The following is a 14,140-nucleotide window of genomic DNA, read 5'->3' as shown; positions in this document are numbered from 1 at the left end:
TTTTTTATGACTCCGTTTGTTTTTTGGCGGGATAATATTTTCGTTCTGGTCTACCAATGATTCCATACGCCAGCTCTGCCCGGCATTCTCCCATTGTCACAAGATACTCTACGTATCGTCTTGCTGTTGTACGTGATGCGCCCATTTTTTCTCCGAGTTCTTCCGCTGTAATTCCGTTCATCGCTGCTGTCATGAATGTTTTCACTTTGTCCAAAGTCAGTGAATTAATGCCTGTTGGCAAGTCTCGCTCATCCTTTTGCTGCGATTCTTCCTGTATTTGACCAAAAAACAGATCAATCATCGTTTGATTGACTTCCTCTTTTGAATTGATTAACTCTCGCTTCTCTTTATATTCGGTTAACACCTGCGTGAATTTTTGGGCGGTCACTGGTTTGATTAAATAATGAACGACTCCATAATGCAGGGCGTCTCTTAACAGCATCGTTTCCGTTGCAGCCGTGATAATGATCACATCCACTTCAGGATGGCGCTCTCTTAACAGCGGCAAAAGGTTCGTGCCGAGCTCATCAGGCATGTAGACATCAAGTAAAATGAGATCCACTTGTTCTTTTTGAAGTGCCTCCCACAGATCCTTTGCACTCTTTGCCTTGCCGGTAACTTGAAAGCCTTGTACCTTTTGTATATAAGATTCATGAATCGCAGCGATTCGAAAATCATCTTCCGCAATGAGTACCTTTATCACAACCTATTCCCCCTTTGTGCCTTTCGGTATGTAAACAGTGAAGATGGCACCGCCTTCTTTTTGGTTCGCAACTTCAATCCAGCCCCCAAGTTCATCTAGTACTTCTTTGACATTGGCAAGTCCATAACCTCGCCCTTCTCCCTTTGATGAATGTCCTCTTGTGAAAAGTTGTGAAATGGCTCCTTCATCTACACCGTCCCCTGAATCAGATACCTCTATGATAATATCAAATCCAATATCTGTGATGAACAAGCTGACTTCTCTTTTCTCCTTATTCAATACAGCCTCAAACGCATTGTCTACGAGATTGCCAATGATGGTGATAAAGTGAGATAAACTTAAATGGGCTGGGAGCGGCTCCAATGAACTATTTTCATCAATGTGAAAATGAACCTTTTTCTCAGATGCCTTTCCTAACTTCCCAAGTAAAATGGCTTGAATCTTCGGAGAGCGAATTTGTTTCATGAGTAAATCATGCTGGCGATTTTGAAGTGTATACTCTTCTTTAATTAACTCAATGGCTTCATCCACTTGTTTCAACTCAAGCAAGCCTAAAATAGCGTACAGCTTATTCGAAAATTCGTGTGTTTGTGCTCTAAGGTCTTCTGAATATTGACTGACCTCTGTCAATGTATCCAGCAGCTTTGTCAGCTCGGTTTTCTCCCTGAAGCTCACAATTCCTCCAAATACTCGATTGTCCTGCACCACTTTTTTGACATTTAGCACGAAGGTTTTATCATTGACGACTGATTCTATGTTAGGTTCAATCGTCTCTACCTTTAGATAGGAAAGAAGATTGGCATTTGGCAACACTTGATTAATATGAAGAGGCAGCGTTGAAGAGACGCGTAGCATCTGTTCAGCTGACGTATTCATCATCGTAATGGCACCTTTACGGTCAAATGCAATGATTCCCTCTTTAATCGCATGCAGCATCGCTTCTCTTTCTCGATATAATGAAGCAATTTCATGCGGTTCAAGCCCTAATATATCTTTTCGAATACTCCTTGTTAAAAAAATCGCTCCAAAAACCCCAGGCAAGAGCACAAGAAGGGCAATATAACTTAATTTCAAGAGTTGATGAGCTGTCGCTTGATCGATATCTCTTTTTAAAAATTCGACACTGACTGTCCCAATAATCTCTTCATAACTGCCAGTTTCTTTCATGATCGGAGCACTTCCTCTGACTACGGTTTCACCATCAGAATCACCCGTTGATATGGAAGTTCCTCCAAATAGCAGTGTACTTCTTCCTTCCGACACACTGATGGTTTTCCCTACATCCTCATGATTCGTATGAAAAAGAACCTTTCCTTTTTGATTGGTGATAAAAATGGCATGCGCTCTTACTTGCTCTTTCATTTGCTCAAGCACAGCCTGTTCTTCATTTTGCGAATCTCCCGTGGCCACCGATGTTTTAATAGGCGGCATATAAGATATCGTTCTAGCAGTTTGCACCGCCAGCTGTTCAGCTTGGCTCTGCCTTTCTGATGTCTGCAAAAAACCAAAACAAATGGTCAATAAGGCAATAACAACAAGTAAAAGACCAATAATTAACCCCAAAATTTTTGTTTGTAAAGTGACTTTCCTTTTGCCCATCCTCACCGCCACAACCCCTAATTCAGTAGATTCACCCGAATAGACTCTAAGAAAATCATATCATTTTTTCTCATGAAGTTAAGAGAAAATTCACACAGACAAAAAAGGATGACTCAGTATTGAGTCATCCCTGTGTGCCTATTACGTGATGGATAAACCAGCACTTGCATAGCCTGCTACGGTATTCACTAAGGAAAGACCTGTAGCTGATGCCGAGAATACGACAAGTAATCTTGTTTCTGGTGTGACTGGTACATTTAAACCAGTAGCGATGCCGTTTGTAATAGCCCCTAGCGTTAAAATCCCGGTTAACGCTGGAGCCAATGTGACGCTCGCTACTTGAGTGAAGCTGTTATTTGGTGTCGGTGAAGCAAACAGACTAGCAGTTACAGTAATACTCGTGCCAACTAAAGAAAGGGCTGCTGTCGTGCTAAAATAGCCGGCAAATGAAGTAATGGTTCCTGCTCTTGGAACGGAGAATGCCATGTTCAACAATGTGCCTGCTGCTCCGGTTAAATCAATGATTCCTCCTACAATACTGACACCTGTCGCCGAGTTACCGAATCCGACCAAGCTAGATGTTCCAACTAGACCGCCTGCGATTGTGGTTAAAACAGCTGGCGTACCAGATGCAAATGGAATAATCGCACTTGATCCTGTCACACCTGTTGCACCGGTTGCGCCCGTGGCTCCGGTTCCTGTAGCCCCTGTTGCACCGGTCGCTCCCGTGGCTCCGGTTACTCCGGTTGCTCCCGTGGCTCCGGTTACTCCGGTTGCTCCCGTGGCTCCGGTTACTCCGGTCGCTCCCGTATCTCCCGTGGCTCCTGTGGCTCCGGTTACTCCGGTTGCTCCCGTGGCTCCGGTAGCGCCAGTTGCTCCGGTTACTCCGGTTGCTCCCGTGGCTCCGGTTACTCCGGTCGCTCCCGTATCTCCCGTGGCTCCTGTGGCTCCGGTTACTCCAGTCGCTCCCGTATCTCCCGTTGCACCCGTGGCTCCAGTTACTCCGGTCGCTCCCGTATCTCCCGTTGCGCCTGTCACACCTGCGGCTGCCAATAACGTATAATCTGGAGACGTATCTGGTGTGCCGGTTGGTGGTGCTGTATTTACGATATAAGTTCCACCTTCATATGTCACCACTTGACCTACTGTATAGGTTGGAGCTGTTGCTGGGTCAAATGCCAAAATACCAGCTAACCCTACTCCGGTTGCCCCGGTATCTCCCGTTGCACCTGTGGCTCCGGTTACTCCAGTCGCTCCCGTATCTCCTGTTGCACCTGTAGCTCCGGTTACTCCGGTCGCTCCCGTATCTCCCGTTACACCTGTGGCTCCGGTTACTCCAGTCGCTCCCGTATCTCCCGTGGCACCCGTGGCTCCAGTTGCTCCGGTCGCTCCCGTATCTCCCGTTACACCTGTGGCTCCGGTTACTCCAGTCGCTCCCGTATCTCCCGTTACACCTGTGGCTCCGGTTACTCCGGTCGCTCCCGTATCTCCCGTTACACCTGTGGCTCCGGTTACTCCAGTTGCTCCCGTATCTCCCGTTGCACCGGTCGCTCCAATTGCTCCTGTCGCTCCGGTTGCGCCTGTATCTCCTGTGGCTCCTGTCGCTCCGGTTCCTGTTGCTCCTGTGGCACCCGTATCTCCGGTGGCTCCTGTCGCACCGGTGGCTCCGGTTCCTGTTGCTCCTGTGGCACCCGTATCTCCGGTGGCTCCTGTCGCTCCGGTTGCGCCTGTCGCTCCGGTTGCGCCTGTATCTCCTGTAGCGCCGGTCGCTCCGGTTCCTGTTGCTCCTGTGGCACCCGTATCTCCGGTGGCTCCTGTCGCTCCGGTAGCACCTGTATCTCCTGTAGCGCCGGTCGCTCCCGTTCCTGTTGCTCCTGTGGCACCCGTAGCTCCGGTGGCTCCTGTCGCTCCGGTTGCGCCTGTATCTCCTGTAGCACCGGTCGCTCCTGTTCCTGTGGCTCCTGTTGCGCCCGTTGCTCCTGTGGCTCCTGTCGCTCCGGTTGCGCCTGTATCTCCTGTAGCACCGGTCGCTCCTGTTCCTGTGGCTCCTGTTGCGCCCGTTGCTCCTATGGCTCCTGTCGCTCCGGTTGCGCCTGTATCTCCTGTAGCACCGGTCGCTCCTGTTCCTGTGGCTCCTGTGGCACCCGTGGCGCCCGTATCTCCCGCAGCTGCTAACAATGTATAATCTGGAGACGTACCTGGCGTACCTGTTGGTGAAGCTGTATTCGCCACATACGTACTTCCATCAAATGTCACCACTTGACCTTCTGGATAGGTTGGGGCATCCGCTGGATCAAATGCCACGATACCGGTTAAACCTACACCGGTGGCGCCTGTTGCGCCCGTTGCTCCTGCTGGACCCGCTGGGCCTACTGGACCCACTGGACCCGCCGGACCTGCTGGGCCTCTCCTTCCTCTTCCCCCTGGCGGTCCTTGAATGACACACACACAAGGATCTTTTCCACAGCATGGATTTTTTACTGGTTTCCTTTGTTTGTCTGATTTACCTTTCTTACAACTATCACATTCCCAGCCATCATCCTTATACGCATCATACCAGCTTCCTTTTTGGTAGTGGTCTGTCGAATGAGTTGGGTATATCTTTCCGCATTGTCTACATTTTCTCATAGAATCACCCCAATCCATCGTATTCATCATGATCGATAAAGGTGTATGTACAATTTTATTTTTATCAAAAAATTTGAAAGGCCTTGCACTCTACGTGCAAGGACCTCTCTCCATCGTTAAAATGTCATCGTCATTTTTAAATCTTTTCCTACCATACTATATTCAATATCCGCTGGACGGATCGCCTTTTTTAGTTTTTTCACACCTTCTCCTTCAAAAAAAGTAGGTGCATCTTTCCCTCCGATTAATAAAGGTGCCATATAGATAACAGCTTCGTTCACAAGGGATGCTTCTAAAAATGACGCACTCACACTGCCCCCTGCCTCTACAAGCACTGACATCACAGAGCGCTTCTTCAACATGTGTAACACATCCTGAAGATCTGTCCGGTGTTCTCCGCTTGTGACAAATACTTGATGACCTTTTTGTATCAACTGTTGATACTTTTGATGATCATAATCTTGTGATGTACAAATTATGGTTTCTGCCCTATGATCTGTTAAGCATTTGGCATGAAGCGGTATCCTTAATGTTGAATCTAAAATGACACGAATGGGCTGATGGTTGAATGAATCCTTTACAATTAAGCCGGCATCATCTTGAATAATCGTTTCCACTCCTGTCAGCACCGCATCTGCTTCTTGACGTAAGCGCTGCACTTCTGTTCTCGCTTCTATTCCAGTGATCCATTTGCTTTCTTGCTCAGCCGTGGCAATTTTCCCATCTATCGAAATAGCTGATTTTAAGACAACATATGGAAGGTTTGTTTGCATCAAATGAAAAAAAGGAGCATTTAAACGATCTGCTTCCTGTTTACATATCCCTTGCTCCACTTCAATTCCAGCCTTTTTCAAAAAGGCAATTCCTTTACCTGCAACAACCGGATTCGGATCTTGGGTGGCAATCAACACTTTCTTCACACCACTTTTGATGATTGCTTCGGTGCAAGGGCCTGTTTTTCCGTGATGTGTACAAGGTTCGAGTGTCACATACATGTCAGCTCCCTTCGCCTTTTCTCCTGCCATTAGCAGTGCATGAATTTCAGCATGAGGCTCGCCAGCCTTCATGTGCGCACCAATCCCAACGATCTTACCGCTCTGAACAATCACTGCACCAACAAGCGGATTGGGTGAGGTTTGTCCTTTCATCGCCTTCGCGTTGGCAATCGCCAGCTTCATATAAAAAACATCGTCTTTCATCTCGGGCTCCTTTCTTCTCTCAAGGGAAAGAACTCCTTCAGAAAATGAAGGAGTTCTATTCTCATGTGCTATACTTTCTCAAGCCGTTTCTTTTCAGATCGATCATAGTAAGGCAAGGAATAAAACAGTTTATATGATGCTCGTTGTTTACAAAAACAGCATTTGCGACATTCATATTTATTAATGAGGAGCACATGCGGACAATTGAGTACAGTCAGACCTTTTTTCATATGTTCCTTGCAAACACTTATCATGAGAATCCCCCGCTTACATTCTTTTTCTTAATGAGAGATTACTTCTTTCGGAAATTGTTCAAATAAGCGCAGTACTTCCGTATGTGTGCCATCTTCTCGAATATGATAAATACCACCGTCATATGAGCTTGCATACACATCATTTCCTAGTTGTCTAATGGCACTAATGCCATTCTTAGCAATTCGAATCGGACCTGTATTGACATCTAGCTCTGGATTCCAGACCACAATATATCCCCAATAGTCTCCGCTCACAATATAGCCAGAGTCTGTCACAGTGATGGATTTAATGGAATATTGATGCTCGTTGTGCTGATTTAAAATTCTGCCTGTATGCAAATCAAACAATCGGACGTTTTTATCACGGCTGACAATGGCAATACGATCTCTTTTGCTATCAATAAATACATCATTTAACAGCTCTGTCGCCCCGATATATTCTGCTGTTAAGGACAAACTCTTTTTATCGAGAAGACAGATGGTTCCTTCAACTGCCGCTGTGATGATTTGATCTCCTTCTACCTTTAATGCTTTGACCGCGCAATCATGTGCTTTAGAACGGCCGATTTCCTTTAAGTGTTCAGTCGAAATGACATGCACATAACCGCCATAAGTGCCGATATAAAATTGACGATCCTCCTCATGGAAATACACACTATTGACAGGACCTGTGTTGAGATCAAAAGAGACCATTTGCTGCAATGACTCGTGTACAATATGCACCTGGCTCGCATGATCGCCCCATGCATAATAGCTTCCATCCCGAGCAACAGCCACTCCATTTGTGAGAACACCTGTTGATTTTGCGATTTCGATTCCATTTTTTCTGAATTTTCCGTCATCTGATGCAGTGATAATATCACCCGCTTCAGTCAACGCAATATCATTAATAGAAGGTGTCGCCAATTCCTGCTCATCAGAAATCACTTTTCCTTCTTGAATGGACCATTCACAATACGTTTTCCCAAAGCTGGCTCCTAAAATGGCCTGCTCATCTTCTGTCCAAACAAGCGAGCGCTCCCATTGATATTTATGAGGCAGCAGCGTATCAATTAAATCACCGGTTTCATAATTCCAGAGCTTAATTAAATGGTCATATCCCGCTGTGAGCAAGTAGTTACCGCTCGGCGAAAAGTTTACACGTTTCACACCTTGTAAATGAGCTTTAATGATTTTTTTCTCCTGTAATGTAGCGGCATCATAAATGATGACCGTGCCATCGTCTCTACCAAAGGCGAATACTTCTTTTTGATTGCTGCCGCTGATGGTATCCAGCTCATAATCAAACGGGCCAATTTCACCTACAATTTCTCCTGTTTCATAGAGCCATACAAGGACATAGCCATCGTCACCAGTTGTATAAGCTTTATCCTCATGAATCCATACAGCTAATACATCCTTGCTATGTCCATGAAATTCTCTTAAAATGGCTCCCGTTTCAATATCCCAAACTAAGCATCTTCTGTCTCTGGACACTGATACAAGAAGCGTATCCTGCTTTGCAAATGCGACAGCTTCCACATCATCCGCATGACCATATAGCGTACGAATTCTTGTATGTGTGCCAGTATCATATAATTGAATGGTATAGTCTGACGATGCACTCGCTAAATACGTTCCATTTTCCGAAAGGGATAAAGAGTTGATGATATGCTCGTGACTGCCAATGAATGTTCCTTCTCCCGTGGCACGGTCCCATTTATAAATACAGCGATCATAGCCACCTGTGTAGACAATTTGGTCATGCTGAGTTGATAAAACGGATGTAATCGGTCCTCTATGCATGGTTTTACACTCCCACCTTTATATGTTGTTTTTGACGAGTAACTACACGAAAACCAGTAAATCGAAAAACAGGGTCTGGGTGTTTACCGTGTCTTCTTGCGACTCTGCATAAATCTCCGCCTCTTGCGAAGGAGCCACCTTTTAAAATGTAGTAATCACTGCCGAGTGTCTCGGTTAAATCATCGACAACCTCAATTCCGCCTTCATATATGTGATACTTGGTGTTGACCCATTCTTCGACATTGCCACCCATATCATATAGTCCAAATAGAGATCTTCCTTTTTCGTAATGACGGACAGGTGTCGTTTTTTCAATATTTGATTCGTGCGTATTACAATAAGAGGGGTCAAACTCATCTCCCCAAGGATATTGATGTCTCGTATTGCCCCGGGCAGCATATTCCCATTCTTCCTCAGTAGGGATCGATACCTCATATCCAAGCTTCCCGCTCAGCCACTGACAAAATGAGAAAGCTTCCTCGATGTCCATGCCCCAAGCTGGATGGTCTTTTCCCCCGCCAAGTTCTAGGTTCGTCAAGCTCTCTGGATAAGGCTTTCCTGTCTCGTCGCAATAGCTTTGATACCATTCATTTGTGACGACCGTATCTGAAATGAAAAATTCGCTCATATACGGCTGATAAGATGGAAATTCTTTGTACAACCATTTTTGAAATTTTTTCTCACGGCCATAGGCTGGATTCAGAAGTTTGTCCTTCCAAAATTCTGATGCCTTTTTCATATCTTCTTCATTACTTCCAATCGTCGCATAGCCGCTTGGGATTTGAATCCAATTGATATCAGGTTTCACGCTTTTCTCCCGCCTTCTTTAAATAAACTCATCTACTGATTAATTAATTTCTTCTCATCGACCATATGCCCTGATGCTGCTTTTGCCTTTAAATATGCTTCATTATAGAGAGAGGCTTCTACCGTATGATCAAACCGTAAAACCGGAAGACCGTAAGCAGCAATGGAATCGACTTTATCTGGATTATTGGTTAAGAGATGCAATGGTTTCCCTTTGTTTAAATAGTGCAAGACAGCCGCTGCTTCCTCGTAATGCCGATCATCATCTCCGCAGCCGATCAACCTGTTCGCCTCAAATGTATCCAGTTTCATTTCCTGTAATTTATACGTGAAGGCTTTGGCCATTAGCCCAATAGAGCGCCCTTCTTGATTGGCCATATACACAAGCATGCCTTTTCCGTAATCGGTGATTTTTTTTAGCGATGATGCAAGCTGTGGACCGCAATCACATTTCAGTGACCCAAACACATCCCCTGTTTGGCAGACACTATGAATTCGCACAAGCGGCGGCACTTCATTTTCAAAGTCGCCAAAAAGGAGACAAGAGGAAAATGTTTGCTGCTCGGTACTCATTTGTACAATAGACTCAACCGTTGGCGTTGTATCAGCTTCTACAGACGCAAAGGCATACCATGTAAACTGCACTTCTTCATGTTCAATAGAGATCGGCAGGTTCACTGGCCCCACGAGCAAATAGTGTTTTTCTTGAAATGTAAAATGATGAATCATTGATTGTAGTTCAGCTACAAACTTGTTCATTTGTCTCCCCCTATTCATCACTGCACCCCATTGAACTCTCTCAGCGCAGTGATGGCGTGATGAATATGTGTATGCACTCCCTTTGCACCCTGAGCACCGGTTCCAGCTAGAATCATGGCTCAGGAGAAATTTCCTGACATACTGGCTGAATAGATGTGCGATGCCAATCATCCATCAGTACCTTTCATAAAGACTCTTTTTAGACTGTCACTTGTCCAGTACAAAGGAGCAGAAATCGAGCTTCATACGCTGTATTCTCTGTAAGAGAGCAACACCATTTGATGATTCTTGAATGGAAACTGACATGCTCTTTCTCTAAAAGAATATCTCTGCTAGCTTCGAGCTGCTTTCTCCTTTACTAGAAGCTCTGGTCCTTCAAATGCACGTCATCCGGTTGTACCCTTTGATTGGATGAATAGTCCGTACTTCAATTCAGCTACATTGATTGAAGCACTCGCCTAGGTATGCACCAAGAACCATCACATCAAACATCGCGTTTATCCTCCTTTGCACTAGATTTTGACAGCAATGACATGATGCTGGCTGATCCCAGCCTTCGCTTGTAATGGTGTAATCGAAACGAGCTCAAGCCCTGATGTACAAATCTTTTCTCCAAGCTGAGTATCTGAGAATGAAAAATGGAAGCGTCCATCTTCTCCGATTAAGCCTGTTTTCCACTCTTCTCCCCATACAACAAGGGAAAACACACCACCTTCATGAAGCAGCGAGGAAATCTGCTTTAAGTATCGTTCGTGGTCATCAGGGTGCTGATGGTGAAAGCAGCCATGATCTAAAATCAGATCAAACGTCAGCTCGCGCCCTTGATCCATTGACCAAGACATAAAATCTTGATGATAAAAATGGACAGGAACCTCTTTTCTCTTCTTCAATCCTTGCCATTCCTCATGCTCATAAAGGTCAATGCCGGTATATGCCGACAGTCCTTGTAAATGTTCAAGAGCCCGTCCATTCCCGCAGCCGATATCCAGCACAGAAGCAAGTGCATCCTTTTCCCTGGAACGCCATGCCTTGAGAGACATCACAGCAGCGTCTGTTAATGATGGATCAGTAGACCACATATCTGTTCTTTGCTCATAGTGTTCTTGAAAAGCCATGCGCATTTTCTCTAAATACAACCCGCTGTCTTCATGATACAAAGCCTTTTTCATCACTTGACCTCCTTCAATTCACAATCACCTTTCCTAACAAAGGTGGTTTTCAAGCAAAAAGCCTTATGATAAAATGAAAGATGGATTTTTTAGGAAATCTGTTTTCTGAAAAAGGAGAGAAGCATCCCACATGTCACTCTTCTTTTTCAGCACTCATCTTCACATACAACCACAGCCATTCAACTATTACAGCGCCTCAGTTTGTTATACATTTTCTTCATATGGGTTCACCTCCTTAACAGCGCTAGGAAAGCGCTTTCTTTATGATGATCCTCTGAATATTACCATTGAGAAATAGGCATAGTAGAAAAACGAATCTACCATTCTAAGCTATCTATCATTCATTTCTTTTTGTCTAATAGATATTTCTTCAGTATCGCTTTGCCCCAGAAGTGCTCTTCCTTAGGTCTTAATGCATCATCCTTTACAGAATTGATCCTGAAATCCACCTATCAAAAATTTAACAACTAATTCCATAATGACTTGATTAAGCCAAATATATTGTTTTTAGATTATTTTGTCAACAAATTATTTCCTAAACATTAGAATGATTTTCTAATTGAAAATACAGGTATATTTCGTGGTTTTTTGACCTTAAAACACTTATTTCTACACAAAAATACAACTTAAACCAATAGAACTAAGAAATTTATCTACTAAATTACACAAGATTTTTATTTCATTTTGAGATAAAAATAAAGATATCATAATTATTTCCCGAATGGTTTTTTGTGATATTTTCACTACTTTTTTCTTTTTTTTGATGGTATCCTTTGATATTTCTATATTTTCAATTAGACATTTTACTGTTTATCCCAATTTTTTAACCTGTCTTATTATAGTGAAAAAGACAGATGGTAGATTTTAATTATCGCAGTATGAAAAAAAGCCCCTTACAAAAGTAAGAGGCTTTCAGCGTGTAGACAAACCCTCGCATTCTTTGTCAGTCCTGCGTGCTGGTGCTCACGAATGTGAAATTCGCTCCGCGCCAGTACTCGTCCTTCCTAGACTGCAAAGGTTTTCTATCACGCTGAAAAGAAGACAAAGGGCTAAAATCAAGTTCATTTTAGCCCTTTGTCAAAAATCTGAAAAAAGCCCCTTACAAAAGTAAGAGGCTTTTTACGATGGCGTTTATGCCCAATTTTTCACTTTTTCATGGTCAGTCACAAAGAGAAGAACTTTTCCTTCGTCTAAATGTTCTTCAAATGTCTCAGCTTCATCTTTTGAGAAACCAATTTCGTGAATCTTATTGCGGAGTTCATCTCCCTTTTTGCTAAAGATGTTTCCAACCGCATGCTTGAGTCCAACTTCTTTTGGACCTATCGTATTGGCATCTGCATTGCTTGCAATACGCTCAGTTCGATCATCGTCATGGGACAGAACATAAATGTCCTCTCTTGCAACACCGAGTTGTTTTAATTGCTCCACATCTCTTTGAAGTGTTTCATCATTTGAATACTCTCTTACAACAGGTTTCATTTATTATTCCTCCTTTAACGTCTTACGAATCTTTTACCCGTCACTTTTGTCATTAAACCTTCCTCCAGCACATCCATTTTTACTCTGTGAACTTAATGCGTCTATGGACTTATTTTTGACAAAAAGACTGTAAAAATGACTAAATTTTCTGAAAAATTATATGCTTTCCTTGTCATTTGTTGTACAATTCTTATACTGGAGGCTAGAAATGGGGGGGAGCTGATGTATTATTTTTCAGCTGAGCAGCAGTTTAATGCATGGGTTGTCAGTGATTTGGTGAAACAGCTTTTTCAAAAATGGAATCCTGAAGAATCAAAAGCAAAGCCGCTTACTTTGTTTGCTGAACAGCACTTTCACATCTGCATCGATTATCTCTTTTCTATTATTATTAACATTGGAGATATCGAGTCAATCGAACAAGATCCACAAGACCTGTTGTCCTCATATTTAAATATCCTTTTTCCTTTTGTGACGCACGATATGATGAAAGCCTCCATGCAAAATGCAAATGAATATTTGTTAAAAGAACGTGATGCGGATGAGTATCAACTGTTTGGTTGTCTCCCGCCGCTCCTTTCTGTCTCTCTTCAAAAAAAGTAGTCCCCTTCTTTTAGATGGTGGCTGCTTTTTTGTATGTGCTTGGAAAAGACCGTATGTTTTGAACGAAAAGAAGCATCATGTTAATGTAAATCTAGGTTGCAAGTGAAAGGGAGGATTTGACATGAGTCAACAAAAACAAATTCAATTAGCAAAACGTCCAAAAGGGTTACCTACTAAAGATGTTTTTCATTTTGAAACAGTTGATATACCAACGCCGCAAGATGGCGAAGTCTTGATTCAAACGAAATATGTGTCTGTAGATCCTTACATGAGAGGTCGAATGCAAGATACAAAATCCTATACACCTCCGTTTAAACTCAATGAAGTGATTCAAGGTGGTGTGGTCGGAGAAGTCGTCGAGTCCAAATCTCCTCAATTTGAGAAAGGTGATTTTGTACTTGGATTCCTTGGCTGGCAGGAATATTCTACTGCCAAAGCAGAGTCTCTGACAAAAATTGATCCATCCATTGCGCCGTTATCTTATTACTTAGGGATTTTGGGCATGCCAGGACAAACCGCCTATTTTGGACTTCTTGCGATTGGTCAGCCAAAAGAAGGCGAAACGGTTGTCATTTCTGGAGCCGCAGGTGCCGTTGGTTCTGTTGTCGGACAGATTGCTAAAATCAAAGGTGCCCACGTCGTTGGAATTGCCGGATCTGATGATAAACTGGCTTATTTAAAAGAACTGGGCTTTGATGAAACCATTAATTATAAAACAACAAATGATTTAGATGACGCCATTGCAAAAGCCTGTCCAAACGGTGTCGATGTGTATTTTGACAATGTGGGCGGCGACATCTCTGATGCTGTAATGAATCATTTGAACCGTTTTGCACGTATTCCAGTCTGCGGCGCCATTTCTTCTTATAACATTAGTGCAAGCGAAGACATTGGCCCTCGTGTGCAAACAAAACTCATTAAAACAAGTGCATTAATGCAGGGCTTCATTGTTGCCAACTACTCTGATCGTTTTGAAGAGGCGGCAAAAGATCTCGCACAATGGGTAAAAGAAGACAAACTGACTTACAAAGAAACCATTATCGAAGGTTTTGACCATATTCCAGATGCATTCCTTGGACTATTCAAAGGGGAAAATGTCGGAAAACAACTTGTCAAAATTTCATAACACAAAAAGGACCCGCCAATTATGGAGGGTCC

11 protein-coding genes are annotated in these 14,140 nt (G+C 43.6%); 2 read left to right on the top strand and 9 right to left on the bottom strand.

Annotated elements, in window-relative coordinates; all coding sequences use genetic code 11:
• Positions 1-4: 4 nt before the first annotated feature.
• From ES896_RS15465 to ES896_RS15425, 9 genes are all read right to left on the bottom strand, one after another.
• Positions 5-703, bottom strand: coding sequence for a response regulator (locus ES896_RS15465; protein ID WP_135226992.1), 699 nt, complete (start codon positions 701-703; stop codon positions 5-7).
• Positions 704-706: 3 nt separating this feature from the next.
• Complete coding sequence (locus tag ES896_RS15460; RefSeq protein ID WP_072367740.1) at positions 707-2,302, bottom strand: sensor histidine kinase; 1,596 nt, start codon at positions 2,300-2,302, stop codon at positions 707-709.
• 141 nt (positions 2,303-2,443) lie between these two features.
• Positions 2,444-4,930: an exosporium glycoprotein BclB-related protein gene (locus ES896_RS15455; RefSeq protein WP_240688390.1), complete on the bottom strand. Its 2,487-nt coding sequence runs from the start codon at positions 4,928-4,930 to the stop codon at positions 2,444-2,446.
• Positions 4,931-5,046: 116 nt separating this feature from the next.
• On the bottom strand, positions 5,047-6,129 hold the full coding sequence (gene ribD, locus ES896_RS15450) for a bifunctional diaminohydroxyphosphoribosylaminopyrimidine deaminase/5-amino-6-(5-phosphoribosylamino)uracil reductase RibD (protein ID WP_135226991.1): 1,083 nt from the start codon (positions 6,127-6,129) through the stop codon (positions 5,047-5,049).
• 281 nt (positions 6,130-6,410) lie between these two features.
• Entirely contained in the window at positions 6,411-8,168 is a 1,758-nt protein-coding gene (locus ES896_RS15445; RefSeq protein ID WP_135226990.1) for a WD40 repeat domain-containing protein, read from the bottom strand.
• A 4-nt stretch (positions 8,169-8,172) separates the two neighbouring features.
• Positions 8,173-8,976 carry a formylglycine-generating enzyme family protein gene (locus tag ES896_RS15440; protein WP_024718589.1) on the bottom strand — a complete coding sequence of 268 codons (804 nt, stop codon included), beginning with the start codon at positions 8,974-8,976 and terminating at the stop codon, positions 8,173-8,175.
• A gap of 32 nt (positions 8,977-9,008) precedes the next feature.
• Positions 9,009-9,734 (bottom strand): GTP cyclohydrolase II, encoded by a 726-nt coding sequence (locus tag ES896_RS15435; protein WP_017360404.1) that lies wholly within the window; start codon positions 9,732-9,734, stop codon positions 9,009-9,011.
• A gap of 512 nt (positions 9,735-10,246) precedes the next feature.
• Positions 10,247-10,903 (bottom strand): class I SAM-dependent methyltransferase, encoded by a 657-nt coding sequence (locus tag ES896_RS15430; protein ID WP_007496773.1) that lies wholly within the window; start codon positions 10,901-10,903, stop codon positions 10,247-10,249.
• A 1,131-nt stretch (positions 10,904-12,034) separates the two neighbouring features.
• Positions 12,035-12,382 carry a YflT domain-containing protein gene (locus ES896_RS15425; protein WP_035391383.1) on the bottom strand — a complete coding sequence of 116 codons (348 nt, stop codon included), beginning with the start codon at positions 12,380-12,382 and terminating at the stop codon, positions 12,035-12,037.
• A 222-nt stretch (positions 12,383-12,604) separates the two neighbouring features.
• Here ES896_RS15425 and ES896_RS15420 point away from each other — a divergent pair, with 222 nt between their 5' ends.
• The gene (locus ES896_RS15420; protein ID WP_017366799.1) at positions 12,605-12,982 is read left to right on the top strand and encodes a YfmB family protein; all 378 of its coding nucleotides are present in this window, start codon (positions 12,605-12,607) and stop codon (positions 12,980-12,982) included.
• A gap of 121 nt (positions 12,983-13,103) precedes the next feature.
• Positions 13,104-14,108 carry an NADP-dependent oxidoreductase gene (locus ES896_RS15415; protein ID WP_008343189.1) on the top strand — a complete coding sequence of 335 codons (1,005 nt, stop codon included), beginning with the start codon at positions 13,104-13,106 and terminating at the stop codon, positions 14,106-14,108.
• Positions 14,109-14,140 lie beyond the last annotated feature (32 nt).

It is taken from the genome of Bacillus sp. 005/A4HT-01/001 (genome assembly GCF_004634445.1).
In the GTDB taxonomy this organism is placed as follows: Bacteria; Bacillota; Bacilli; order Bacillales; family Bacillaceae; genus Bacillus; species Bacillus altitudinis.
The sequence above is the reverse complement of the archived record's forward strand: the minus strand, read 5'-3'. Positions and strand labels throughout refer to the sequence as shown.

What these genes read in the sequence shown, in the direction of transcription:
- ES896_RS15420 (WP_017366799.1), top strand. Translation starts at nt 12,605, where the DNA reads ATGTATTATTTTTCAGCTGAGCAGCAGTTTAATGCATGGGTTGTCAGT.
- ES896_RS15425 (WP_035391383.1), bottom strand. Translation starts at nt 12,382, where the DNA reads ATGAAACCTGTTGTAAGAGAGTATTCAAATGATGAAACACTTCAAAGA.
- ES896_RS15455 (WP_240688390.1), bottom strand. Translation starts at nt 4,930, where the DNA reads ATGAGAAAATGTAGACAATGCGGAAAGATATACCCAACTCATTCGACA.
- ES896_RS15460 (WP_072367740.1), bottom strand. Translation starts at nt 2,302, where the DNA reads ATGGGCAAAAGGAAAGTCACTTTACAAACAAAAATTTTGGGGTTAATT.
- ES896_RS15435 (WP_017360404.1), bottom strand. Translation starts at nt 9,734, where the DNA reads ATGAACAAGTTTGTAGCTGAACTACAATCAATGATTCATCATTTTACA.
- ES896_RS15445 (WP_135226990.1), bottom strand. Translation starts at nt 8,168, where the DNA reads ATGCATAGAGGACCGATTACATCCGTTTTATCAACTCAGCATGACCAA.
- ES896_RS15430 (WP_007496773.1), bottom strand. Translation starts at nt 10,903, where the DNA reads ATGAAAAAGGCTTTGTATCATGAAGACAGCGGGTTGTATTTAGAGAAA.
- ribD (WP_135226991.1), bottom strand. Translation starts at nt 6,129, where the DNA reads ATGAAAGACGATGTTTTTTATATGAAGCTGGCGATTGCCAACGCGAAG.
- ES896_RS15415 (WP_008343189.1), top strand. Translation starts at nt 13,104, where the DNA reads ATGAGTCAACAAAAACAAATTCAATTAGCAAAACGTCCAAAAGGGTTA.